Annotated in this window: 24 protein-coding genes; 7 read left to right on the top strand and 17 right to left on the bottom strand. The window is 67.5% G+C overall.

Annotated elements, in window-relative coordinates; all coding sequences use genetic code 11:
* Positions 1–28: 28 nt before the first annotated feature.
* The 3 genes from trpC to ACRCUN_RS10285 form a co-directional block, all read right to left on the bottom strand.
* A complete protein-coding gene (gene trpC / locus ACRCUN_RS10295; protein WP_462141521.1) occupies positions 29–847 on the bottom strand; it encodes an indole-3-glycerol phosphate synthase TrpC in 819 nt (272 codons plus the stop codon).
* A gap of 83 nt (positions 848–930) precedes the next feature.
* The gene (locus tag ACRCUN_RS10290) at positions 931–1536 is read right to left on the bottom strand and encodes a TIGR02234 family membrane protein (RefSeq protein ID WP_462141520.1); all 606 of its coding nucleotides are present in this window, start codon (positions 1534–1536) and stop codon (positions 931–933) included.
* Positions 1533–3074: an anthranilate synthase component I gene (locus tag ACRCUN_RS10285; protein WP_462141519.1), complete on the bottom strand. Its 1542-nt coding sequence runs from the start codon at positions 3072–3074 to the stop codon at positions 1533–1535. Before ACRCUN_RS10285 ends, ACRCUN_RS10290 begins: the two co-directional genes overlap by 4 nt.
* 71 nt (positions 3075–3145) lie before the next feature.
* Here ACRCUN_RS10285 and ACRCUN_RS10280 point away from each other — a divergent pair, with 71 nt between their 5' ends.
* Entirely contained in the window at positions 3146–3601 is a 456-nt protein-coding gene (locus ACRCUN_RS10280; RefSeq protein WP_462141698.1) for a peroxiredoxin, read from the top strand.
* Here the strand turns inward: ACRCUN_RS10280 and ACRCUN_RS10275 are convergent.
* Entirely contained in the window at positions 3588–5336 is a 1749-nt protein-coding gene (locus ACRCUN_RS10275; protein ID WP_462141518.1) for a 2-isopropylmalate synthase, read from the bottom strand. The two genes, ACRCUN_RS10280 and ACRCUN_RS10275, sit on opposite strands and share 14 nt — an antisense overlap.
* 156 nt (positions 5337–5492) lie before the next feature.
* Between ACRCUN_RS10275 and ACRCUN_RS10270 the strand changes: the two genes are divergently transcribed.
* Together ACRCUN_RS10270 and ACRCUN_RS10265 are read left to right on the top strand one after the other, a co-directional pair.
* Complete coding sequence (locus ACRCUN_RS10270; RefSeq protein WP_462141517.1) at positions 5493–6164, top strand: FadR/GntR family transcriptional regulator; 672 nt, start codon at positions 5493–5495, stop codon at positions 6162–6164.
* The gene (locus ACRCUN_RS10265) at positions 6161–6958 is read left to right on the top strand and encodes an ABC transporter ATP-binding protein (RefSeq protein WP_462141516.1); all 798 of its coding nucleotides are present in this window, start codon (positions 6161–6163) and stop codon (positions 6956–6958) included. The genes ACRCUN_RS10270 and ACRCUN_RS10265 overlap by 4 nt, the downstream gene beginning before the upstream one ends.
* On the opposite strand, the gene ACRCUN_RS10260 is transcribed toward ACRCUN_RS10265, so the two are convergent.
* Both ACRCUN_RS10260 and ACRCUN_RS10255 read right to left on the bottom strand, forming a co-directional pair.
* Positions 6955–7950, bottom strand: a complete 996-nt coding sequence (locus ACRCUN_RS10260) for a hypothetical protein (protein WP_462141515.1) — start codon at positions 7948–7950, stop codon at positions 6955–6957. The two genes, ACRCUN_RS10265 and ACRCUN_RS10260, sit on opposite strands and share 4 nt — an antisense overlap.
* The gene (locus ACRCUN_RS10255) at positions 7940–9607 is read right to left on the bottom strand and encodes an N-6 DNA methylase (RefSeq protein WP_462141514.1); all 1668 of its coding nucleotides are present in this window, start codon (positions 9605–9607) and stop codon (positions 7940–7942) included. Before ACRCUN_RS10255 ends, ACRCUN_RS10260 begins: the two co-directional genes overlap by 11 nt.
* A gap of 54 nt (positions 9608–9661) precedes the next feature.
* Here ACRCUN_RS10255 and ACRCUN_RS10250 point away from each other — a divergent pair, with 54 nt between their 5' ends.
* Positions 9662–11281 carry an HNH endonuclease signature motif containing protein gene (locus tag ACRCUN_RS10250; RefSeq protein ID WP_462141513.1) on the top strand — a complete coding sequence of 540 codons (1620 nt, stop codon included), beginning with the start codon at positions 9662–9664 and terminating at the stop codon, positions 11279–11281.
* 24 nt (positions 11282–11305) lie between these two features.
* On the opposite strand, the gene hisI is transcribed toward ACRCUN_RS10250, so the two are convergent.
* From hisI to hisD, 8 genes are read right to left on the bottom strand one after another with little or no spacing between them, the layout of a single operon-like run.
* On the bottom strand, positions 11306–11659 hold the full coding sequence (hisI, locus tag ACRCUN_RS10245; protein WP_085145579.1) for a phosphoribosyl-AMP cyclohydrolase: 354 nt from the start codon (positions 11657–11659) through the stop codon (positions 11306–11308).
* Positions 11660–11687: 28 nt separating this feature from the next.
* Positions 11688–12473, bottom strand: a complete 786-nt coding sequence (hisF, locus tag ACRCUN_RS10240) for an imidazole glycerol phosphate synthase subunit HisF (RefSeq protein WP_462141512.1) — start codon at positions 12471–12473, stop codon at positions 11688–11690.
* Positions 12470–13300, bottom strand: coding sequence for an inositol monophosphatase family protein (locus ACRCUN_RS10235; RefSeq protein ID WP_462141697.1), 831 nt, complete (start codon positions 13298–13300; stop codon positions 12470–12472). The genes hisF and ACRCUN_RS10235 overlap by 4 nt, the downstream gene beginning before the upstream one ends.
* The gene (gene priA / locus ACRCUN_RS10230; protein WP_462141511.1) at positions 13297–14031 is read right to left on the bottom strand and encodes a bifunctional 1-(5-phosphoribosyl)-5-((5-phosphoribosylamino)methylideneamino)imidazole-4-carboxamide isomerase/phosphoribosylanthranilate isomerase PriA; all 735 of its coding nucleotides are present in this window, start codon (positions 14029–14031) and stop codon (positions 13297–13299) included. Before priA ends, ACRCUN_RS10235 begins: the two co-directional genes overlap by 4 nt.
* Entirely contained in the window at positions 14028–14645 is a 618-nt protein-coding gene (gene hisH, locus ACRCUN_RS10225; protein WP_462141510.1) for an imidazole glycerol phosphate synthase subunit HisH, read from the bottom strand. The genes priA and hisH overlap by 4 nt, the downstream gene beginning before the upstream one ends.
* Positions 14642–15250 carry an imidazoleglycerol-phosphate dehydratase HisB gene (hisB, locus tag ACRCUN_RS10220; RefSeq protein WP_067845475.1) on the bottom strand — a complete coding sequence of 203 codons (609 nt, stop codon included), beginning with the start codon at positions 15248–15250 and terminating at the stop codon, positions 14642–14644. The genes hisH and hisB overlap by 4 nt, the downstream gene beginning before the upstream one ends.
* A complete protein-coding gene (locus ACRCUN_RS10215) occupies positions 15247–16380 on the bottom strand; it encodes a histidinol-phosphate transaminase (protein ID WP_462141509.1) in 1134 nt (377 codons plus the stop codon). Before ACRCUN_RS10215 ends, hisB begins: the two co-directional genes overlap by 4 nt.
* Positions 16377–17705, bottom strand: coding sequence for a histidinol dehydrogenase (hisD, locus tag ACRCUN_RS10210; RefSeq protein ID WP_462141508.1), 1329 nt, complete (start codon positions 17703–17705; stop codon positions 16377–16379). Before hisD ends, ACRCUN_RS10215 begins: the two co-directional genes overlap by 4 nt.
* Before the next feature lie 94 nt (positions 17706–17799).
* Between hisD and ACRCUN_RS10205 the strand changes: the two genes are divergently transcribed.
* Together ACRCUN_RS10205 and rhtB are read left to right on the top strand one after the other, a co-directional pair.
* Positions 17800–18210 carry a nitroreductase family deazaflavin-dependent oxidoreductase gene (locus ACRCUN_RS10205; protein WP_067845890.1) on the top strand — a complete coding sequence of 137 codons (411 nt, stop codon included), beginning with the start codon at positions 17800–17802 and terminating at the stop codon, positions 18208–18210.
* Positions 18211–18231: 21 nt separating this feature from the next.
* Positions 18232–18867, top strand: coding sequence for a homoserine/homoserine lactone efflux protein (rhtB, locus tag ACRCUN_RS10200; protein WP_462141507.1), 636 nt, complete (start codon positions 18232–18234; stop codon positions 18865–18867).
* Positions 18868–18877: 10 nt separating this feature from the next.
* Here rhtB and nadC read toward each other — a convergent pair whose 3' ends face one another.
* Genes nadC through nadA form a run of 3 tightly spaced genes read right to left on the bottom strand, consistent with a single transcriptional unit; the run spans position 18878 to position 22337 of the window.
* A complete protein-coding gene (gene nadC, locus ACRCUN_RS10195) occupies positions 18878–19735 on the bottom strand; it encodes a carboxylating nicotinate-nucleotide diphosphorylase (protein WP_462141506.1) in 858 nt (285 codons plus the stop codon).
* Complete coding sequence (locus ACRCUN_RS10190; protein ID WP_462141505.1) at positions 19735–21315, bottom strand: L-aspartate oxidase; 1581 nt, start codon at positions 21313–21315, stop codon at positions 19735–19737. The genes nadC and ACRCUN_RS10190 overlap by 1 nt, the downstream gene beginning before the upstream one ends.
* Positions 21312–22337, bottom strand: coding sequence for a quinolinate synthase NadA (nadA, locus tag ACRCUN_RS10185; protein WP_462141696.1), 1026 nt, complete (start codon positions 22335–22337; stop codon positions 21312–21314). Before nadA ends, ACRCUN_RS10190 begins: the two co-directional genes overlap by 4 nt.
* Before the next feature lie 63 nt (positions 22338–22400).
* Here nadA and ACRCUN_RS10180 point away from each other — a divergent pair, with 63 nt between their 5' ends.
* Positions 22401–23093: an NUDIX hydrolase gene (locus ACRCUN_RS10180; RefSeq protein ID WP_462141504.1), complete on the top strand. Its 693-nt coding sequence runs from the start codon at positions 22401–22403 to the stop codon at positions 23091–23093.
* Positions 23094–23128: the final 35 nt, after the last annotated feature.

Here is a 23128-nt window from a genome sequence, read left to right as displayed (position 1 = left end):
TCTCTTCGTGCAAGCGGCTCATGGCCGATTAGCGAGCCGGTTTCGGACAGGACGGGTGAGTGCCGGCGGTGACCAGATCGGCAACCGCGCTGCGGGGATCTCCGCTGGTCACCAAGCCCTCACCGACGAGCACGGCATCGGCGCCTGCGCCGGCGTAGGCCAACAGGTCGGCGGTGCCGCGGACACCGGACTCGGCGATTCGGATGACATTGCTCGGAAGTCCGGGCGCGATGCGTCCGAAACAGTCCCGATCGACCTCGAGCGTTTTGAGGTCGCGCGCGTTGACCCCGATCACGGTGGCACCGGCCTGCAACGCCCGGTCCGCCTCCTCTTCGGTGTGCACCTCGACGAGGGCGGTCATCCCGAGCGACTCGGTACGTTCCAGCAGCGATTCGAGCACCGACTGGTCCAGCGCCGCAACGATCAGCAACAGCATGTCGGCGCCATGCGCGCGGGCCTCGTGGATCTGATACGGCTTGACGATGAAGTCCTTGCGCAGCACGGGAATTGACACCGCTGCGCGAACCGCGTCGAGGTCGGCGAGTGAGCCGTTGAACCGCCGTTGTTCGGTCAACACGCTGATGACCCGGGCGCCACCGTCCTGATATGCCTGCGCCAACTCGGCGGGATCGGCGATGTTGGCCAACTCGCCGCGCGACGGGCTCGCCCGCTTCACCTCGGCGATGACGCCGATTCCCGGTTCCCGCAGCGCGGCCATCACGTTCAACGGCGCCGGTGCGGCTTTCGCCCGCTCCTTGATCTCAGCAAGGCTTATTAGGGCCTCGCGGGCGGCAACATCGGCACGGACTCCCTCGATTATGGAGTCGAGCACTGTGGCCGAACTCATCGCCCGTCGATTCCTTTCCGGTGTGACCGGGACGATCCCGGTTGACCTCCATCGAAGGGTAGCCGCCGCCGCACGTTCATCTGTCACCGACCCTTGTTGTCCGTATCGGTCTGGTCGCCGGTCGGATCATGACCTTCGTCCAGCGCATCCCAGATCATTCGCTCCGACATCGGTTCGTCGGAATCTTGCCGGGTAGCGGCCCGGCGGGCCGCCGGCGCGGCGTAGCGCGTCGCGACCCGGCGCTGCGCGCCTTTGGCCGAACGCATGAGCAGGACCGCACCTGCCAGCGCGCACACCGCCGCCACCAGAGTGATCACCGCGCCGCCGTAGTACCGCTGTGTGCCGGTCAACTGCGCGACGGGCACCAGTGCCAGGTCTGCGGCACGCACCGCGACGTCTTCGATCACCCAGAGGCTGATCGCGAGGTAACCCATCCCGGCGCTCGCCGCAGCAACGAGGATTGCGAGCAAACGCAGCGGCCAACCGCGCACGGCCAGCGCTGCGACTGCCGCCGCCAACACCAGTAGCGCCAGGGGAACCAACGCCGTCGACCACGTGGCGCCGTTGAGCTCGGTGCTCTTGGGCTGTCCGAGCCCGTCGAACGAACTCACCTGCACCCAATCCATGCGCGAGGCCACCCACAGCCCAAGTGCGGCCACGACGAGCAAGGCCTGCGCTATCCGCATCATGGCTCGGCCAGCGTGTCGGCGGCCGCGATCGCGTTCAGCACTGCCTTGGCCTTGTTGGAGGCCTCGGTGTACTCGTATGGCCCGTTGGAATCGGCCACGACTCCCCCGCCGGCTTGCACGTAGGCAGTGCCGTTGCGCATCAATGCCGTGCGGATCGCGATGGCGAAGTCGGCGTTACCGGCGAAATCGAGATAGCCCAGCACGCCGCCGTACAACCCGCGACGCGTCTTCTCTACCTCTTCGATGAGTTCCATGGCCCGCACCTTCGGCGCACCCGACAGCGTTCCCGCCGGGAAACAGGCCGTCACCGCGTCGAGCGCCGTCTTGCCCGCGGCAAGCTCGCCGGTCACCGTGGACACCAGGTGCATCACGTGGCTGTAGCGCTCGATGTGGCTGTAATCCTCGACCCGCACGCTGCCCGGCCGGCACACCCGGCCCAGGTCGTTGCGACCCAGATCGACCAGCATCAGGTGCTCGGCACGTTCCTTCTCGTCGGCCAACAGCTCTTTTTCGAGCAGCACGTCTTCTTCTTCGTCGTTCCCGCGCCACCGGGTCCCGGCGATCGGATGTGTGGTCGCGCGCCCGTCCTTGACCGTGACCAGCGCCTCCGGGCTGGAACCCACGATCGAGAAGTCCAGTCCCCCATCGGCATTGGGGACGTTGAGCAGATACATGTAGGGGCTCGGGTTGGTCACGCGCAGCATCCGGTAGACATCGAGCGGGTCTGCCGCGGTATCCATCTCGAACCGCTGCGACGGCACGACCTGGAACGCTTCGCCCGCCTCGATGTCGCCGACGAGTTTCTCCACGATCGCGGTGTACTCCTCGACCGTCCGTTGGGCACGATGCGCCGGCACCGGGCGGCTGAAGGTTGCGACGGTTGACGGCAACGGCTGGCCGAGCGCCTTGGTCATCACATCCAGTCGCGCGACGGCGTCGTCGTAGGCCCAGTCGACGCGCTCGTCGGTGCCGTTCCAGTTGACCGCGTTGGCGATCAACGTGATGGTGCCCTCGTGGTGGTCGACCGCGGCGATGTCGGTGGCCAGGAGCAGCACCATGTCCGGCAGCCCCAAGTCATCCACGGCGAGCTCGGGCAGCCGTTCGAGCCGCCGCACCATGTCGTAGGCGAAGAATCCGACGAGCCCCGACGACAGCGGTGGAAGCCCCGCCATGGACTCGGTCTTCAACAACTCCAGTGTCGCGGCGAGGGCCTGCAGCGGATCCCCACCGCTCGGCGCGCCCTTGGGCGCCGTTCCCAGCCATACGGCCTGGTCGTCGCGCACGGTCAACGCCGACGGCGCGCCCGCACCGATGAATGACCATCGCGACCACGACCTGCCGTTCTCGGCGGATTCCAGCAGAAAGGTCCCGGGACGGTTGGCGGCCAGCTTGCGGTACGCCGACAGCGGCGTCTCGCTGTCGGCAAGCACCTTGCGGGTGACGGGCACGACCCGGTGCTCAGCAGCCAGCGCCCGGAAGTCCTCGCGGGACGTGGTGACTGCGAGCGAGCCTGCGGCCCCGTTGGCGGTGATTTGCACGGTTCAATCCTCCCAGACCGCCAGCACCGTGCTGGCATCCAGACGGCGTAGCGTGGGCGGCCATGACACCTATCAGAACGGGTGACACCGTCGCCGAGTTCGAACTGCCGGATCAGACCGGCACAGTCCGAAGCTTGACAAGTTTGCTCGCCAACGGTCCCGTCGTGCTGTTCTTCTATCCGGCGGCGATGACGCCCGGATGCACCAAAGAGGCCTGCCATTTCCGAGATCTGGCCGCTGAGTTCGCCGCTGCGGGGGCGAGCCGGGTCGGTATCAGCACCGACCCGGTCGCCAAGCAGGCCAAGTTCGCCGACATCCAGCGCTTCGATTACCCGTTGCTGTCCGATGTCGACGGGAAGGTGGCCTGCCAGTTCGGTGTGAAGCGTGGCCTGCTCGGCAAGCTCATGCCGGTCAAGCGGACCACGTTCGTCATCGACACCGATCGCACCGTCCTCGAGGTGATCTCGAGTGAGATCAGCATGGACATGCACGCCGACAAGGCGCTCGAGGTGCTCAAGGCGCGTTGACGGCGCGCAGCACCGCTGCCATCGAGGCCCCGAGCACCGAATCGCTGCGACCGCACGCCCAGCCGGAGCCACCGCCCGAGCGGAACTCCAGGTAGGTGATCGCCGTGCTGCCGATCGACTGCTGAGTCAGGCTCAGCACTTCGATCGGCCGGCCGATCTCTGCCAGCGCGGCCGTCAGCGCGTCCACGGGTCCGATTCCGCGGTGCGTGCTGGCGACCGTGCACCCGTCGGCAACGAGGGTCAACTCGGTGACCGCATCGGCTCCGTCGCCGCCGGTGTGCCAGTCCTTGAGTTCGACCGAACCTCCGGGCTCCAGATACGTCGTTTCGAACAGGTCGAACAGCTCGGCCGCGGTGATCTCGGCTCCGCTCTCGTCGGTGCGCTCTTGGACACGGCGGGCGAAGTCGATCTGCAACCGCCGGGGCAGATCCACCCCGTACTCGGTGAGCAACAGGTAGGCGATGCCGCCCTTGCCGGACTGCGAATTCACCCGGATCACCGCATCATAAGTGCGCCCGATATCGGCCGGGTCGATCGGCAAATACGGTACATGCCAATCGATTTCGCGTTCCGCCCGACCCGTCGCCAGGGCTCGTGCGCGATGCTCGGCCATTCCCTTCTTGATCGCATCCTGGTGGGTGCCGGAGAACGCCGTGTGCACCAGGTCCCCGACGTAGGGATGACGTTCGTGGATCAGCATGCGCGTGCAGTGCGCGACGGTCCGGGCGATCTCGTCGATATCAGAGAAGTCGATCATCGGATCCACGCCCTGCGCATGGAGGTTCAACGCCAGGGTCGCGATGTCGACATTGCCGGTGCGTTCACCGTTGCCGAACACGCATCCCTCGACGCGCTGCGCGCCGGCCAGGACGGCCAGTTCCGCGCACGCGATGCCGGTACCCCGGTCGTTGTGCGGATGTACCGACAGGATGACGCTGTCGCGGCGGGAGATGTTGCGGTGCATGTACTCGATCTGATCGGCGTACACGTTCGGGGTGGCGATCTCGACCGTGGCGGGCAGATTCAGGATCACGGGGCGTTGCGGAGTGGCCTGCCACAGGTCGGTCATCGCGTCGCAGAGCTCCAACGCGAAGTCGGGCTCGGTGAGGTTGAAGACCTCCGGAGAGAACTCGAACCGCACATTCGGCAGGTCACCGGCGAGTTCGAGGACGTCACGCCCACCGGCCAGGATCAGTTCGCGCAACTGATCGCGGTCCTTGCCCAACACGACGTCACGCCACGTCCGTGCGGTTGCCGTGTACATGTGGACGACGACCTCGTTGGCCATGCCCCGCACCGAGTCGACCGTGCGCTCGATCAGATCGCGGCGGGCCGGGGTGAACACCACGATGGCGACGTCGGGAGGCGCGATGTCGGATTCGGCCAACAGCCGGACGAAATCGAAATCGGTCTGGGATGCCGACGGGTAGCCGACCTCGATCTCCTTATAGCCCATGGCGACGAGTAGTTCGAAGAACCGGCGCTTACGGGCCGGATCCATCGGCTCGGCCAGGGCTTGATTGCCGTCACGCAGGTCGACCGGAACCCACAGCGGCGCGGTGGTGATCTGGGCGCTCGGCCAATCTCGTTGGGTCAGTGGGACTTCGACGCGGTCGTAGACACTCGCGTAGCGGCGCGAAGGCATCTGGGAGTGCCGCTGCCGGTTCCAGGCCGGCGCATCCGCCGCGACGTTCCCGGCCGGGGTGTCGATGGTGGGAAAAGCAGAAGTGGTCATGAGGGTCTTTCGGTCGGTTGAAGATCGACCGGCGCGGCGCAGCCCCACGGCAGGGGGCCGGTCGATTCAGGCCCCGCCGAGGCGGCTAAGGAGAAGGACGCGCGTCATGATGGCTAGACTGTACACAACTCCTCAGACAAGTAGAGAGGTTTGGCCATGCCCGCGCAGGTCCAGCGTCATCCATTGGCAGCGCAAACCGCGTCGCTGCTGCTGGCACGTATTCGCGACGGCGAGTGGCCATTGGGACATCGGTTGCCGGGCGAGACGACGTTGGCCGCCCAACTGGGCGTCGGACGCTCGACGCTGCGGGAAGCTGTCCGCGAGCTCGCGGGCAAGGGGGTGCTCGACAGTCGGCAGGGAGCCGGTGTTTTCGTGACCGCGCTCGACGTCGCCGAAGACTGGGACACCGTGCTGCGACGGTCGACGATCGTGTCGGTGATCGAAGCGCGGATCGCGATCGAGGCCGAGGCAGCGGCCCTGGCAGCGACCCGGCGCACGCCCGCGGATTTGCGCACGATCCGCCGCACGCTGGTGGCGCGCGGCGTCGTGGGACAGTCGGTGCCCGACCACGTCGACGCGGACATGGCGTTTCACCGAGCGGTCATCGCGGCCGCCCACAACGATGTGCTGACGCAGTTGTTCGACGCCTTCCTCCCCCGGCTGCGGCTGGCGATGATCGACATGCTCAAGATCCAACCCATCGCGTCCGAACCCTGCGACCACGCGCTGCATCAGCAGCTGGCGGACGCGATCATCGCCAGGGACCCCGAAGCGGCGGCCTCGGCCAGCAGAACCCATCTGAGCTCGTTGAAGGAGTCTTTCGCATGACGTCGGTCCTCGAACTCGACGAGGTCACATTCCGTCGCAACGGAAAGCAGATCATCGACGGGATATCGCTGACCGTGCAGGCCGGTGAACATTGGGCACTACTGGGCCCGAACGGTGCCGGCAAGAGCACGCTGCTGGGATTCTGTGCGGCCGTAACCTTTCCGACCACCGGCACCGTGCGGGTGCTGGGCGGGCAGATGGGCCGCACCGATCTGACGGTGCTGCGGCGGTCGATCGGTCATGTCAATCCGCGTCATCGCCTGCAGTATCCGCTGACCGTGCGCGAGGTGGTGCTGACCGGTATCACCGCGACCATCGACACCGCGGCGCGATGGACACCCAGTTCCGAACAGGTGCGCCGGGCCGAGGAACTGATCGACACGGTGGGCCTGTCAGCGCGGGTCGACGCGGTGTGGCCGACTCTGTCGCAGGGTGAACGCGGGCGCGCCCTGATCGCACGCGCACTGATCTCCGATCCCCGGCTGTTGCTGCTCGACGAGCCCACCACGGGGCTGGACGTCGCCGCCCGCGAGCAACTGCTGGAAACCCTTGACACACTGGACGACACGCATCCGGACATGGCTTCGATCCTGGTGACGCACCATCTGGAGGAGCTGCCGACCAGCACGACACATGCGTTGTTGATCGCCGACGGGCGAACGGTCGCCAGCGGCCCCGCCCTCGACACGGTCACCACAGACCATGTGACGACGGCGTTCGCGCATCCGGTTGCCGTCGGCCATCAGGACGGCCGGTGGACGGCCCGCGCGAAGCCCGGCCCGCGGATCCGTTAGGTCGCCTCGGCCGGAGTGCTGCGGCGCCTGCGCGCTTCCCGGTGCCGGGTCACCGGCGAGATGTCGAGAACGCGCGACACCATGGTGGCCAGAAATCTCGCCGGCTGCAGTTGAGGCGGCACGACATCGTGGCGGACGGCAATGTCGGGCAATGCCGCCAACGCCTCATCGACCGCGGCCGTCTCGACATCGACGATCTCGAAAAGCGTGTCGGGTTCGGCCTTTTCGATGCTGTCGACCTCATCCTCTTCGCGAGGCACCTCGGCGTCGTAGTCGATCATCACCAACGCGACCGCGTGATAGGCGTCGTCCTCGGTGCCGAGCTTGCCCAGGAGATCGATGAGCCATTCGGCCTTGTCGGGTTCGGTGTTGAGGATGGTCGAGCGCAGGCCGTAGACGAATCCGAGCGCGGCCAGCGGGTGCCGCAGTCTCAGGTTCTTGGCGTCGCCGTAGCTCTCCTCGACGCGGTTGGCCGCGTTCTTGCCGAAGCTCGAATCCATGCGTTTGGTGCTGATGAGAAGCTCGGGCCCGGTGTCCCAGTCCGAGATCACCACGTCGACCTGCTTCATGTAGTGCTTGCCGAGCACGCTCGCGCTGGACCCCGCCACGCCCTTCATCGAGCGCCGCAGACGTTGTTCGATCAGCACCCGTTCTTTCTGCGGCAGGGCGTCGAGCAGGTTCGCGATGGCACTCGGCATGATGCGGGGATCGGTGGGCCGCGGCCATACCGCGTCCGGTTCGAAGCCGGCGCGCCGCAGCTCATACGACAGCCACACGTCGAGCGCCAACGCAGGCACCCCGGTGGTGGACGGCGCGTTCAGATGGAGCGGCACGCCGAGCAGCTTGCGCAGTACGCGGAAATCGGGCATGTACGTCAACTCGCCGCCACTACGCACCCACGGGTTGGTGTGTTGACCGCCCGGTGCGGCGTCGGCCACGATCCGATCGAATATCGCCCACGCGGTCGCCTTGGTCGACGGTTCAGCGGGCACGCCGTGACCTTACCGCCCGCCGGGTGGCCAGTGAATCGTGCGCGCTGCGAACCGATTCCAACGGCACGCGACCCTCCAGGCCGAGCGCATCGTCGACGATCCCGACCGCCCCGAGCAGTTCGCCCCGGCTCAACAGCGCCGCGACCCGGCGCCTGACCTCCCGAAGCTGCGAGCTCCGCTCGGCGATCAGTTGCGGTGCCGGCACCAGCCACCGATCCGCTTCGCGCGGTTCGATTTTCAGAATGCCGCCGCCGTAGGACCGGCCGACCATCTCGGCATGCAAGAGGGTCGCCGAGTTCAGTGCGGCCAACGGCAGCAGGTCGCGTCCGAGCCCGGTGAGTCCGTCGCGCAGGTACACCCCGTGCACCGAGTTGAGGTGGTGGGCTTTGGCCCGATTGGTGACCAGACGTGGGGTGTCGGCGTTCATGCAGGTCAGCAAGAGGTCGGCCGGCTCGACCAGCGGCACCAGGTACCAGGGCTCGCGTACCCGGCACTTGTAGGCCAGGTGCACCCCGGCAGCGTGCCCGGCCTCCACATATCGTTTGGCCGCGGCCGAAAGTGCACCCGTAGGCCGGAAGAGATGGATCGACTTGCCGTCCCCCCCCAGCCGTGTCAGCTGGTCGGCCGACAGCGTGAGGCCCCGCAGATGGGCGCTGCCCGGCGGAGACAGCGGCAGCACATCGGCCGGCCGCAGCCCCAGCTCGCGTACCCGAGCCGGCGACAGGGCGAAATAGCCGTTGTTGCCGGTGACCATGCCGAGCGTGGTGTCGGCCCAGTGTTCGAGCAGCGTGAAATCGCCTGCGGTGTGCAGCGCATGGAGGGCATCGACCGGGCCGTTGCCGATGAGGCCGCTGATCCACTTGTCCGCCGGATCGCGCGGTGACCAATTCCGTTGCACGAGCTCGGATGTCAGCGATTCGGCATTGCGAGCCCGATGGATGACGGCATGACCCGACGGGCCGCCGTCGAAACCGTCGGCCAGCAGCAGCACGACATCGGCCTCGGCTTCCGGGAACACTTGCTCGTCGAACATCACGAGCTCGACGCTGGCGAACCGGTCGAACAGGAACTTCCGCACGGCCGCCGCGTAATTGACACTGAGCAGCTCGGCAGGCAGCACGAGCGCCATCCGGCCGCCGGGGCGTAGGAACAGAGCGGCGTGCACCGTGAATGCCGCCCAACTCGACGCGAGCCCGGACAGCGTGACGCCGGCTTTCAGCGCGGCCCGCCGCGACTGCGCGCGCACCTGACCGCGGAAATCCTGATAGCGGATGTACGGCGGGTTGCCGATCACCGCCGCATACTCCGGACGCGGCTCGATGCCGAAGAAATCGGCGGTACGGACCCGGGCTCTTCCACCGGCCTCGGCCACCCGCCGCCTCGCGGTGGCGGCACTGGCCGGGTGGATCTCGACACCGTCGACTTCCGGCCCGGTTGCGCCGAGTTCACGCAACCGGTGGGTGACAGCGACCAGGAACGCCGCGTCGCCGGCCGACGGCTCGAAGATGCGGTCTTCGGCCGATCGCACCGCCCATTGCGCGAGATAGGCCGTGATGGCGTCGGGCGTGAAAAATGCACCGCGTACCTTGCGAGCGTCGGCGGTGTCAGTCACCTCGTCATTGTTGCCGACGGCACCGACAAAGTCCCGGAAGGACATGTGTCGGTGGCAAACGCGTTGCTACGCAGGGGGAACGCGAGTAATATCGAACATATGTTCGAACAGCGTGATCTTCCGCCGCTCGGTGAGCTCACCGACGCGGCGCTGATCGACGCGCTCGCGCAACGCACACGCGCTGAGGCCATCTCGGCCGCAGAGCGGCTGGCAGCCATCGGCGAGATCGTGGCTCGTCATTGTGATGACGAGGACGACGCCTCCGCGCACCGCGCGATCGATGGCTGGGAGTGCGCTACCGCGGCGGTCAGTGCGGCGTGCAATCTCGGTCGCCGGGCCGCCTCGGCGCAAATGCGCATCGCCGAGGCGCTACGTGACCGGCTGCCGAACGTGGCGGCGGTGTTCGGGCAGGGCCATATCTCCGCGAAGGTCGTGGCCACGATCACCTGGCGCACCCAACTCGTGGTCGACACCGAAGCCCTCGCGTTGATCGATACCGCGCTGGCCGGTGCGGCCACGAGCTACGGGACGCTATCGGCCACAAAGGTCGAGCAAGCCATCGATGTGTGGGTGGAGAAGTTCGATCCTGCCGCGGTACGCCGGACGCGCACTGCGGCCCGCAGCCGCGACGTGAACTTCGGCGACACCGACGATCCCGCGGGCACTGTGTCGATCTGGGGCCGGTTGTCGATGATCGACGGGGCGATTTTGAAACAGCGGCTCATCGACATGGCGTGCGGCGTATGCGACGGCGACCCGCGCACCATGGCCCAACGCAGATCAGATGCCTTGGGCGCGCTCGGAGCCGGGGCTGATCGGCTGACCTGTCTGTGTGGCAGCCCTGACTGCGCCGCGGCCGGGGTCGATCCCCGGGCCGGCAGCGTGGTGGTTTACGTGCTCACCGACGAGCTACCCATGTCCTCTCCCAGCAGCGACGAGAGCGCGTCGCAGGCTGACGTTTCACCAACCGAGAATGCCGGCGACGACGCTGACGCGCAGGAACCACAGGACGTTCAGGACCCGCAACCCGAGAACACCGCCAGTCCGCTTGCGGCGCCCCGAGACCCGCTGTTACACGGCGAACCCGATGTCGCCGATCTCCCCGCCGACTCCGTGCCCGCGGTATCGGGTGGGCCGGGTGTGCTGCTCGGCGGCGGCATCGTGCCCGCGCCCATGTTGGCCGAGTTGATCGCCACCGGGGCCGCGGTGAAACCTCTCAAAGATGCGGGTGCACTTGGAGACGAGGCGCACTATCGGCCGTCGTCAGGGTTGGCGGCGTTCGTGCGGATGCGGGACCTGACCTGTCAGTTCCCGGGATGTGGTGTCTCGGCGCAGTACTGCGACCTCGACCATGCCGTCGCGTGGCCGGCCGGTCCCACCCACCCGGGCAACCTCGGCGCCAAATGCCGAAACCATCACCTGCTGAAGACCTTTCACACCGGCGTTGACGGCTGGACCGATGTGCAACATCCCGACGGCGGCCACACCTGGACCGCTCCCACTGGCCACAAGTCGCACACGGCCCCGTTCAGCCGAATTCTCTTCCCCCACTGGAAGCCCCACACACCGCCGCCGCCTGCGGGGCCGCTACCAGCACCCAACGCCGACCGTGTGGTCAAGATGCCGACGCGCGCACGAACCCGTCGGCAAACCCGCGATCAGCGCATCAATGCCGAACGCCGACTGAACATCGAATTGGACAGACCGCCACCGTTCTGACCGAACTTCGATTCTGCGCAGCGGCTATCCCGTCGGTTCGCCACCCAACAACAGGTCGGCGTCGAAGCACGTGTGTGCGCCGGTGTGGCAGGCCGCACCGACCTGGTCGACCTCCAGGAGCACCGTGTCACCGTCGCAGTCCAGACGAATCGAGTGCACGTATTGCGTGTGCCCGGAGGTCGCGCCCTTGACCCACTGCTCACCGCGGGACCGCGAGAAGTACGTGGCCTCACGGGTTTCCAGCGTGCGGGCCAGCGCGTCGTCGTCCATCCAGGCCACCATCAAAACCTTGCCGGTACCGCGCTCCTGCGCGACCGCACTGAACAGACCGTCAGCATTCCGCTTCAACCGAGCGGCGATTTTCGGATCGAGACTCATCGCACCCCTCGGCTCTTCGCGCAAGCGCTCATCGCACAATGATCCCTTCCGCCGCCATCGCCGCCTTGACCTGGGCAATGGTCAGTTCGCGGAAATGGAACACACTGGCGGCCAGCACTGCATCGGCGCCGGCCTGCACAGCGGGCGCGAAATCAGCCACCGCACCGGCACCACCGCTGGCGATCACCGGAACCCCGACCGCCGCCCGCACCGCACGCAGCATCTCCAAGTCGAATCCGGCCTTGGTGCCGTCGCGGTCCATCGAGTTCAGCAGGATCTCCCCGACACCGAGCTCAGCGCCCCGGGTAGCCCACTCGACCGCGTCGATACCCGTGCCGCGGCGGCCGCCGTGCGTGGTGACCTCCCAGCCGGAGGGGGTCGGCGGGTCACCGGCGGGCACCGTCCTGGCATCCACGCTAAGCACGATGCACTGCGAGCCGAACTGCCGGGCCATCTCGGCCAGCAGTTCGGGCCGCGCGATCGCGGCGGTATTGACCGAAACCTTGTCCGCACCGGCACGCAGCAGCACATCGACGTCATCGACCGAACGCACACCACCGCCGACCGTCAACGGGATGAACACCTGCTCGGCGGTCCGCTTCACCACTTCGAGCATGGTGGCCCGACCCGATGATGACGCGGTCACGTCGAGGAAGGTCAGCTCATCGGCGCCCTCGGCGTCGTAGGCGGCGGCGAGTTCGACGGGATCGCCCGCGTCGCGCAGGTTCTCGAAGTTCACGCCTTTGACGACCCGGCCGGCGTCGACATCCAGACATGGGATCACCCTCGTGGCAACATCGGATACGACGCTCACAGGTAATCCTCCGGATTTCCAGCCGATTTCACGATCTCCAACATCTTCTCGTGCACGCCGGGCGCGGCGGCCAGCGCCGACTTCGACTCGACGGTCCATGGCTCACCCGCCAGATCGGTCACGATGCCGCCGGCCGCGCGCACCAGCGCGACTCCGGCCGCGTGGTCCCAGATGTGGTGTCCGAAACTGATTGCGCCACCGAGGATTCCGGCGCCCACGTACGCCAGGTCCACCCCGGTGGCCCCGTGCATGCGCACCCGCGAGCAGACCCGGCTGAGGTTGGCCAGGACCGACGCACGGTAGCGGCCGGGAAACCGGCCTCGGGAATCGATGTTGAACGTCTGGATACCGATGATGGAATCGGCGAGTGTGGGCGATCCGAGCGGCTGCTGTGCTACGCCGTTGTCCTGCAAAGGACCACCGACGATTGCCGAGTATCGCTGCCCCATGAACGGCAGCCACGTCAGGCCGGCGACCGGCTCACCGTCGGCCAGCAGTCCCAGCAGGATCGCGGCCATCGGGGAACCGGCCGCGTAGTTGAACGTTCCGTCGATCGGGTCGAGCACCCACACCAGCGAAGAGTCGATCGGCTCGCCGCCGAATTCTTCACCGTGCACCCCGATTCCGGTGGCCTCGGTCAGCGCCCGCACCACTTGCCGCTCGATCGCGAGATCGACCTCGGTCGCGAAGTCGTTGCCCTGCTTCCGCACAGCGGAGTCCGCCCGGTGCCCCGCGACGAACGGAACCGCAGCGGCGTCGAGGATCTCGGCCGCGGTGGCGACCAATGCGGCGAGCTTTGAAGTCTCCAGTTCCCCCACCGCCGTTATCCGCTGACCGCGGCCAACGCCTGCGGCAACGTGAATCGCCCGGCGTAGAGCGCCTTGCCGACGATCGCGCCCTCCACACCGCTGCCGGTGAGCGTAGCGATGGCCCGCAGATCGTCGAGACTCGAAACCCCGCCCGATGCGATCACCGGGGCGTCGGTGCGGCCGGCGACCGCTGACAGCAGCTCGAGATTGGGTCCCGTCAGGGTGCCATCCTTTGTGACGTCGGTGACGACGAACCGCGAACAGCCTTCGCGGTCAAGCCGTTCCAGAACCTCCCACAGATCGCCGCCGTCGGTCTCCCAGCCGCGGCCGCGAAGGCGGTGGGCGCCGTCGACGATCTGCACGTCCAGGCCGACGGCCACCTTGTCGCCGTACTCGGCGATCGCCCGCGCGCACCACTGCGGATTCTCCAGCGCCGCGGTGCCGATGTTCACCCTGGCGCAGCCCGTCGCCAGGGCGGCCTTGAGCGAATCGTCGTCGCGGATACCGCCGGACAGCTCCACATCGACGTCGAGCTTGCCGACCACCTCGGCGAGCAGCTCACGGTTGCTGCCCCGGCCGAATGCGGCGTCCAGATCGACCAGGTGAATCCACTCGGCGCCGTCGCGTTGCCAGGCCTCTGCAGCCTCGAATGCCGAGCCGTAGTCCGTCTCGCTGCCCGCCTTGCCTTGCACGAGCCGTACCGCCTGGCCGCCGACCACGTCGACAGCGGGAAGCAAAATCAAACTCACAGTCCCTCAACCCAATTCGCGAGGAGCGTCGCACCGGCGTCGCCACTCTTCTCCGGATGAAATTGTGTCGCCGACAATGCGCCGTCCTCGACGGCGGCGATGAACGGCACGTGATGCGTCGCCCACGTCACCAGGGCTTCGGATCGCCCGGTCCACTCCTGCGCGGCGTAAGAATGGACGAAGTAGAAGCGGGTGGAGTCATCGAGACCCTTGAACAACGTGCTGCCTTGGGGCGCGTCAACGACGTTCCAGCCCATGTGTGGCACCACCGGCGCGTCCAGCCGAGTGACGGATCCGGGCCACTGACCGCACCCGGTGGACTCCACCCCGAACTCGATGCCGCGCGCGAACAGGATCTGCATACCCACGCAAACCCCGAGCACCGGGCGGCCGTTCTGCAGCCGATCGGCGATGATCTTCTCTCCGCCGATCGAGCGCAGGCCGGTCATGCATGCCTCGAACGCCCCGACACCGGGCACGACCAAGCCGTCGGCCGCCGCCGCGGCCCCCGGATCGGCAGTCACCTCGACATCGGCGCCAACGCGCTCAAGGGCCCGCTGTGCGGACCGCAGATTGCCCGACCCGTAGTCGAGCACAACGAGTTTCCTTGTCACAGCGTGCCTTTGGTCGAAGGAACGCCGGTCACCCGGGGGTCGAACTCCACGGCCTGACGCAGTGCCCTGGCCACGGCCTTGTACTGGGCCTCGGTGATGTGGTGCGGATCGCGGCCGTAGAGCGTGCGCACATGCAACGCGATGCGCGCGTTGAACGCCAGCGACTCGAACACATGCCGGTTGATCACGGTGTGGTACGGCGCGCTGGATCCGGCGATCGTGAACTCGACCATGAACTCCGGCTCACCGGTGTGCACGAAGTACGGTCGGCCCGAGACGTCGACAGCCGCATGTGCCAACGTCTCGTCCATCGGGATGAACGCATCGCCGAACCGGCGGATGCCCTTCTTGTCGCCGAGCGCCTCACCGAGAGCCTGCCCCAGCACGATCGCGGTGTCCTCGACGGTGTGATGCCCCTCGATCTCGATGTCGCCCTTCGCGTGCACGGTCAGATCGAAGCTCGCGTGGCTGCCCAACGACGTGAGCATGTGATCGAAGAACGGGACGCCGGTGTCGATGTCGACGACACCGGTGCCGTCGAGGTCGAGTTCGACGACGATGTCGGATTCCTTGGTCTTGCGTTCGACCTTCGCGCGACGGCTCACGATGCTCCTACCGGGCTGTTGAGTTCGGTCTTGGCCAGTTGCGTACTGGTGGCCAGAAATGCGTCGTTCTCCTCGGCCAGGCCGATGGTCACCCGCAGATAGCCGGGAATCCCGACGTCGCGAATGAGGACGCCGTCGTCCAGATAGCGTTGCCAGGTCGCGGGGGCGTCGGTGAATTCACCGAACAGGACGAAGTTGGCGTCGCTCGGGATCACCCGAAATCCCATCCGCACCAACTCGGCGCTCACCCGGTCGCGTTCGGCGGCGAGCTTGGCGACGCTGCCCAGCGTCTCGTCGGCATGGCGCAGCGCGGCGCGCGCGGCGGCCTGTGTCAGCACCGACAGGTGGTAGGGCAACCGCACCAACAGCAGCGCGTCGATCACCGCGGGCGCGGCGGCCAGATAACCGAGCCGGCCGCCGGCGAACGCGAACGCCTTGCTCATGGTTCGCGAGACGACGAGCTTGGCCGGATACTCGTCGAGCAGGGCCACCGCGCTGGGCTGTGAGGAGAACTCGCCGTAGGCCTCGTCGACGATCAGGATGCCGCCGGCCATGGCATCGAGGATGCGGCGCAGATCGTCGAGCTTAATGCTCTGTCCCGACGGGTTGTTGGGGCTCGTCACGAACACCACATCGGGCCTGCCGTCCTCGATGGCCGCGACGGCGACATCGACGTCGAGGCCGAAATCGCCTGCCCGCGCGGCCTGTAGCCACTCGGTCTGGGTGCCGTCGGAGATGATGGGATGCATCGAGTAGGACGGCACGAACCCGATGGCGCTACGGCCAGGGCCACCGAACGCCTGCAGAAGCTGCTGCAGGATCTCGTTGGAACCGTTTGCCGCCCACAGGTTGTCCACCGTGAGATGCGTACCCGTCTTCGTGGTCAGGTACGCCGCTAGATCGGTGCGCAACGCGACCGCGTCCCGGTCGGGATAGCGATGCAGTTCAGCGGCGGCCTCGCGCACCGACGCGGCGACGTCGTCGACGAGGGCCTGGGTCGGCGGATGCGGGTTCTCGTTGGTGTTGAGCCGCACCGGGACCTGCAGTTGCGGTGCGCCGTAGGGCGACTTGCCGCGCAGGTTGTCCCGCAACGGCAGGTCGGCCAGCGTCACATCTTTTGAGCCCGTCACCGCTCAAACCTCCGTCGCACCGCTTCACCGTGCGCGGGCAGATCCTCCGCCTTCGACAACGTGATCACATGGCCGGACACGTCTTTGAGTGCCGCCTCGTCGTACTCGACGACGTGGATGCCCCGCAGGAAGGTCTGCACCGACAACCCGCTGGAGTGCCGGGCACAACCCGCGGTCGGCAGCACGTGGTTGGAACCTGCGCAGTAATCCCCCAGGCTCACCGGCGACCAAGCCCCCACGAATATCGCACCGGCGGAACGGATCCGGCCCGCTACCCCGGCGGCGTCGGCGGTCTGGATCTCGAGGTGCTCGGCGGCGTAGGCGTTCACCGTTCGGATGCCGGCTTCGATGTCGTCGACGAGCACCGTCGCCGACTGCTTGCCGGTCAGCGCCGCCGTCACGCGATCGACGTGGACCGTGGTGGCGAGCTGGTTGGCCAGTTCGCGGTCGGTGGCCTCGGCGAGCGCCACGCTGTCGGTCACGAGCACGCTCGCCGCCATCTCGTCGTGCTCGGCCTGGCTGATCAGGTCGGCGGCGACGTGCACCGGATCGGCGGTGTGGTCGGCGAGGATGGCGATCTCGGTCGGACCGGCCTCGGCGTCGATGCCCACCTGGGAGCGGCAGATCCGCTTGGCGGCGGTCACATAGATGTTGCCCGGCCCGGTGATCATGTCGACTGGCGCCAGTTCGGCGCCATCGGTGTCGGTGCCGCCATAGGCCAGCAATGCGACGGCCTGCGCTCCGCCGACCGCCCACACGGCGTCGACGCCGAGAAGTGCGGCCGCGGCCAGGATCGTCGGGTGCGGCAGCCCGCCGAACTGGGCCTGCGGCGGGCTCGCGATGACCAGCGAGTCCACCCCGGCGGTCTGTGCGGGCACGACGTTCATCACGACGCTCGACGGGTAGACCGCGTTGCCGCCAGGCACGTAGAGCCCGACCCGCTCGACGGGAACCCAACGCTCGGTGACGGTCGCACCCGGGGCGAGCGTCGTGGTGGTGTCGGTGCGGCGCTGATCGGCGTGCACCGCACGCGCGCGGTCGATCGACACCTGAAGCGCGGTGCGCACCGCCGGGTCGAGTTCGGCAAGTGCCTGCGCGAGGGCCGCGGCCGGTACCCGCACGGTGTCCGGGCGGACACCATCGAAGGATTCGCCGTACTCCAGCGCCGCGGCCGCACCGCGCTGCGCGACCGCCTCGACGATCGGGCGGACCTTGGGCACCACGGCGTCCACGTCGACGCCACCGCGCGGCAGGGCAGCACGGAGTTGGGCTGCATTCAACGCGCGGTTGCGCAGGTCGATACGGGACATCTGAAACTCGGCCATCACGTCAATTGTCCCTGATCAGTCCACCTGAATAAAAATCCACCGAGCCGCAGCCACCGTAGGGTGGCCGCAAGACCTGCGAACGGAGCCCGCGATGTCCGCCAAAGACCACCCCAACCACGCCCCCGGCGTGCCGATGCTCGTTCCGCCCTGGCTGGAACGCCTGCAGATCAAGTACATGAATCCGGCCATGCGACCACTGTCGAAACGCCTGCCCGGCTTCACCGTCATCAAGCATCGGGGCCGCACGTCGGGAACCCCGTACGAGACCATCGTCACGAGCTATCGCAAGGGCAATGTGCTGGCGGTGCTGCTCGCCCACGGCAAGACGAACTGGGTCAAGAACGTCCTCGCGGCAGGCGAGGCGGACGTGCACCTGTTCCGCGGGGACGTCAAGATCACCAATCCCAGGGTGCTGCCCGCCGGCACCGACGATCCGTCGCTCCCCCGGATCGCCCGCATCGGCGCCCGCCGGACCGGGGTGTTCGTGGCGGATATCGTTTGACGCCGCTGCCAGACTTCACCTATGGCGTGGCAAGTCTGGCTGACTTTCTTCGGCGCGGCGATCCTGATCAGCGTCTCCCCGGGTGCCGGGGCGATCAATTCGATGGCCACGGGCCTCACGCACGGGGTGCGGCGGGGCTACTGGAGCATCCTCGGCCTGGAGATCGGCCTGATGCTGCAACTGGCGCTCGTGGCCGTGGGCCTCGGCGCGGCGGTGGCCAACTCGATGCTGGCGTTCAACATCATCAAATGGGTCGGCGTGGCCTACCTCATCTATCTGGCCGTTCGGCAGTGGCGCACCGCCACGCTCGACCTGCGAGAGCAGGTCGGCAAGTCCACCGATAGCAGCCGCCTGGGCCTGGTCGTGCGCGGTTTCCTGGTCAATGCCACCAACCCGAAGGGGCTGGTGTTCTTCCTCGCGGTCCTGCCGCAGTTCGTGGTGCCGACCGCCCCGCTACTGCCGCAATATCTGGCCATCGGGGTGACGATGATCGTCGTCGACCTCGTCGTGATGGGCCTCTACACCGGACTGGCGGCCCGTCTGCTGAAGTGGCTGCACACACCACGCCAGCAGACGGTGCTCAACCGCGTGTTCTCCGGGTTGTTCGCGACCGCGGCGGTCGTCTTGTCCCTCGTGCGCCGAAGCGCGCCCGCCTAGCCGAACCCGGTCAGATGTCGAGTCCGATATCGAGTACCCGCACCGAATGTGTGAGTGCTCCGATCGCGAGGTAGTCGACGCCGGTGCCGGCGTACTCCGCAGCACTGGCCAGGGTCAGCCCACCCGACGATTCCAGCAGCGTCTTCGGCGACCGCGAATCCCGCCGCTGAACAGCGATCTGGGTCTGCCACACCGGGAAGTTGTCGAGCAGCACCAGCTCGACATCGGCCGAGAGCACGTCGTCGAGCTGTTCGAGCGAGTCCACCTCGACCTCGCACGGAAGGTCGGGGGCCTCGGCCCGAACGGCCTTGAGCGCCGCCAGCACCGATCCAGCCGCGGCGACGTGGTTGTCCTTGATCAGGGCGGCGTCACCGAGACCCATCCGGTGGTTGACACCGCCGCCGACCCGCACCGCGTACTTCTGCAGCGCTCGCAAGCCAGGAAGCGTCTTACGGGTGTCGCGGATCTTGGCGTTCGTGCCGGCCACCGCGTCGACCCAGGCCGCGGTCGCGGTCGCGACGCCGGACAGGTGAGACACCAGGTTGAGCATCGTGCGTTCGGCGGTCAACAGTTCGCGCGTGGGTGCCTCGACGGTGAGGATCGGCGACTTGGCATCCAACCGTGCGCCGTCGTCGACCCGGTGCAGGACCCGGTATGCGTTCGCACCGACCACCTCGTCGAGGACCAGCAGCGCGATGTCGACCCCGGCGATCACCCCCGGCTCTCGATTGACCACCGAGGCCGTGGTCACCGCGTCCGCCGCGACCGTGGCCAATGTGGTGACGTCCGGGCCGTAGCGCAGGTCTTCCTCGAGCGCCCTGGCGACGACCGCCTTGGCTTCGACGTATTCAGATTCCGAAAGTGCCATCAGCACACCCCCGATGGGATCTCGACGGCGATCTCGCCGCCGTCGGCGCGAACCGTCAACGAATGCTCCTGGGTCGAATCGGCACCGGGGAAGTCACCGCGATGGTGACAACCGCGGCTCTCGGTGCGGGCCAACGCGGCGCTGACCACCGCGCGTGCCGTGGTGGTGAGTGCGGCGTCTTCGAAACTGCTGCGGCTGAGCGGTTCTGCCGACCGCCCGACGTCGAGGGTCGCGCTCAGCCGGCTCAGGCCGGCCGCGTCGCGGACCACCGAGGCGTGCGCGGACATCGCGCGCTGCAATGTCACCCGGTCGACCACGTCGTGGTGGCGGTGCTGCGGGGCCCGGGCCCGCACCGAACCGGCGTGCACCGCATGGTCGGCCGCGGCCCTGCCGGCGCGCCGGCCCACCACAAGCCCCTCGAGCAGACTGTTCGAGGCCAGCCGATTCGCGCCGTGCATACCCGTCCGCGCCACCTCACCGGCTGCGAACAGACCTGGCAGTTCGGTCCGGCCGTGCACGTCGGTCACCACGCCGCCGCAGCTGTAATGCGCACCTGGCACGACGGGGATCGGCTGACGGGTCGCGTCCACACCGAGGGCCGCACAGGCTGCCGCGACGGTGGGAAACCGGCGTGCGAAGTCACCGACGCCACGCGCGTCGAGGTAGACGCACGGGTCTCCGGTTTCGATGAGCCGGGCGTTGATCGCGGCGGCAACGACATCGCGCGGCGCCAGGTCACCCATGGGGTGTACGCCTTCGGTCACCGAGTTGCCGTGGGAATCGACCAGTATCGCGCCTTCACCGCGCAGGGCCTCGGTGATCAGCGGCCGCCGGCCACCGGCGTCGGCGTCGAACAACATCGTCGGGTGGAACTGGATGAACTCGATGTCGCTGACCGCGATGCCCGCCCACAGCGCAAGGGCGATTCCGTCGCCGGTCGAACCGCCGGGGTTGGTGGTGGCCGCGTAGAGGTGGCCGAGGCCGCCGGTGGCCAGGATCACCGACGGCGCATGCACGATGCCGGGGCCGTCCTCGTTGCGCACCAGTACGCCGGTCACCGCGGTGTCGTCGTGCAGGATCTGCACCGCGACATGGTTTCGCCGGATGACGAGCGTCGCCGCGGCCAGGTCGAGGGCGCGTTGCACCTCGGCTCCGGTGGCGTCACCGCCTGCGTGGACGATCCGGCGCCGGGTGTGCCCGCCCTCACGTGTCAAAGCCCAACGGCCTGGCGCGGTTTCGTCGAATCGGGCGCCGTGGGCGACAAGGTCGGCAACGGCGGCATGGCCGTCGGCGACGATGGAGCGCACCGCGTCCGGATCGCAGAGTCCGCCGCCGGCCGCGAGCGTGTCGGCGACGTGCGCGTCGACCGAATCGTCGTTGTCGGGCAGTACGACGGCGATTCCACCCTGCGCGTAGAAGGTCGCGGTTTCCCGTGCCTTGCTCAGGACGACGACGCGCTGCCCCCGCCGGTGCGCGGCCAGGGCCGCGACGAGTCCCGCGACACCGGTGCCGATCACGACGACGTCGGCCCGCTGCTGCCACAGCGTCGACGTGCCGCAGGCGAACCGCGGGGAGTTCATTCTCCGCCGCCGGGCTGCCCGATCGCGATCATCCGCTGCACGCTGGCACGACCCAGCCGCGCGGTTTCGGAGTCGACATGAACCTCGTCGGCGCCTTCGATGAGGCATCGCAGCAATGCGGCGGGCGTGATCATCTTCATGTACGTGCACGAAGCCCGGTCATTGACCGCAAGGAAATCGACTTCCGGTGCCGCGCGGCGCAATTGGTGCAGCATGCCGACCTCCGTTGCGACGAGCACCTGCCGCGCTTCGGTCTCCCTCGCCGCATCGAGCATGCCGCCGGTCGACAGGATCTTGACGCGCTCTTCGGGCACCGCGCCTTCGCCGGCCAAGTAGAGCGCCGACGTCGCGCAGCCGCATTCAGGATGCACGAACAGCTCGGCATCGGGGTGTGAGCGGGCCTGGGCTGCCAGTTCGTCGCCGTTGATCCCGGCGTGCACGTGGCACTCGCCGGCCCACACGTGCAGGTTCTTGCGGCCCGTGACGCGCCGGACGTGTGCGCCGAGGAACTGGTCGGGGCAGAACAGCACCTCACGGTCCTCGGGGATCGACGCGACCACCTCGACCGCGTTCGAGGATGTGCAGCAGATGTCAGTGAGCGCTTTCACCGCGGCGGTGGTGTTGACGTAGGAGACGACGACGGCGCCGGGATGCTCGTCCTTCCACGCCGCCAGTTCCTCGGCGGTGATCGAATCGGCCAGGGAGCAGCCGGCGCGCTGATCCGGGATCAGCACGGTCTTGTCGGGGCTGAGGATCTTGGCCGTCTCGGCCATGAAGTGCACGCCGCAGAACACGATGGTGTCCTCGGGGGCTTCGGCTGCGATCCGCGACAGCGCCAACGAGTCGCCCACGTGGTCGGCGACGTCCTGGATGGCGGGCAGCTGATAGTTGTGCGCGAGCAGCGTGGCGCCCCGCATCTCCACCAGCCGGCGAATCTCGGCTGCCCACTGTTCGTCGCCCGCAACACCCGAATAGCCACCGGAACCGTCGACGATCTGGTCGCCGAGCGCCGTCGCGGGCATTCCGTTGAGCACCGTCACCGCGGCCTCCTCATGAAGTCAGGTTTTCGACTTATAATCGAAAACATGCCATATGGTAACACCGCGCACGAAGTGCTCGCCGTCGTGTTCCAGGTTCGCGACCTCAGCTCCCGGCAACCCACGCTTAACGTGCTGTTATGGCAACGGGCACTCGAACCGGAGCGCGGAAAGTGGTCATTGCCCGGCGGGCGGCTCGACGACGACGAAGATCTGACGAGCTCAGTGCGGCGCCAGCTGGCCGAGAAGGTCGACCTCCGTGAGTTGGCTCACCTCGAGCAACTCGCGGTGTTCTCCGACCCGGCCCGCATCCCGGGCGTCCGCACGATCGCGTCGACATTCCTGGGGCTCGTACCCTCCCCCGCCACACCGGCCCTTCCGTCGGACACCCGATGGCACAACGTCAACGACCTACCACCGATGGCGTTCGACCACGCGCCCATGGTCGAACACGCGCGCACTCGCCTTGCCGCCAAACTCTCCTATACGAACATCGGATTTGCTTTGGCTCCAAAGGAATTCGCAATCTCAACGCTGCGCGACATCTACAGCGCGGCACTCGGGTACCAGGTGGACGCGACCAACCTGCAGCGGGTGCTGGAGCGGCGGAACGTCATCACCCGCACCGGCACCACCGCACGCTCGGGGCGCAGCGGCGGCCGCCCGGCTGCCCTCTACGGCTTCACCGAGTCGAGATACCGCGTCACCGACGAGTTCGCGGCCCTTCGCCCGCCAGGGTGAGTCGGACTGGATTCTTAGACCCCTCTTAAGTAACA

It is taken from the genome of Mycobacterium venezuelense, from assembly GCF_054919535.1.
The sequence above is the reverse complement of the archived record's forward strand: the minus strand, read 5'-3'. Positions and strand labels throughout refer to the sequence as shown.

What these genes read in the sequence shown, in the direction of transcription:
- trpC (WP_462141521.1), bottom strand. Translation starts at nt 847, where the DNA reads ATGAGTTCGGCCACAGTGCTCGACTCCATAATCGAGGGAGTCCGTGCC.
- ACRCUN_RS10290 (WP_462141520.1), bottom strand. Translation starts at nt 1,536, where the DNA reads ATGATGCGGATAGCGCAGGCCTTGCTCGTCGTGGCCGCACTTGGGCTG.
- ACRCUN_RS10275 (WP_462141518.1), bottom strand. Translation starts at nt 5,336, where the DNA reads ATGACCACTTCTGCTTTTCCCACCATCGACACCCCGGCCGGGAACGTC.
- ACRCUN_RS10270 (WP_462141517.1), top strand. Translation starts at nt 5,493, where the DNA reads ATGCCCGCGCAGGTCCAGCGTCATCCATTGGCAGCGCAAACCGCGTCG.
- ACRCUN_RS10265 (WP_462141516.1), top strand. Translation starts at nt 6,161, where the DNA reads ATGACGTCGGTCCTCGAACTCGACGAGGTCACATTCCGTCGCAACGGA.
- ACRCUN_RS10255 (WP_462141514.1), bottom strand. Translation starts at nt 9,607, where the DNA reads ATGTCCTTCCGGGACTTTGTCGGTGCCGTCGGCAACAATGACGAGGTG.
- ACRCUN_RS10250 (WP_462141513.1), top strand. Translation starts at nt 9,662, where the DNA reads ATGTTCGAACAGCGTGATCTTCCGCCGCTCGGTGAGCTCACCGACGCG.
- hisI (WP_085145579.1), bottom strand. Translation starts at nt 11,659, where the DNA reads ATGAGTCTCGATCCGAAAATCGCCGCTCGGTTGAAGCGGAATGCTGAC.
- hisD (WP_462141508.1), bottom strand. Translation starts at nt 17,705, where the DNA reads ATGGCCGAGTTTCAGATGTCCCGTATCGACCTGCGCAACCGCGCGTTG.
- ACRCUN_RS10205 (WP_067845890.1), top strand. Translation starts at nt 17,800, where the DNA reads ATGTCCGCCAAAGACCACCCCAACCACGCCCCCGGCGTGCCGATGCTC.
- rhtB (WP_462141507.1), top strand. Translation starts at nt 18,232, where the DNA reads ATGGCGTGGCAAGTCTGGCTGACTTTCTTCGGCGCGGCGATCCTGATC.
- nadC (WP_462141506.1), bottom strand. Translation starts at nt 19,735, where the DNA reads ATGGCACTTTCGGAATCTGAATACGTCGAAGCCAAGGCGGTCGTCGCC.
- ACRCUN_RS10190 (WP_462141505.1), bottom strand. Translation starts at nt 21,315, where the DNA reads ATGAACTCCCCGCGGTTCGCCTGCGGCACGTCGACGCTGTGGCAGCAG.
- nadA (WP_462141696.1), bottom strand. Translation starts at nt 22,337, where the DNA reads ATGCCCGCGACGGCGCTCGGCGACCAGATCGTCGACGGTTCCGGTGGC.
- ACRCUN_RS10180 (WP_462141504.1), top strand. Translation starts at nt 22,401, where the DNA reads ATGCCATATGGTAACACCGCGCACGAAGTGCTCGCCGTCGTGTTCCAG.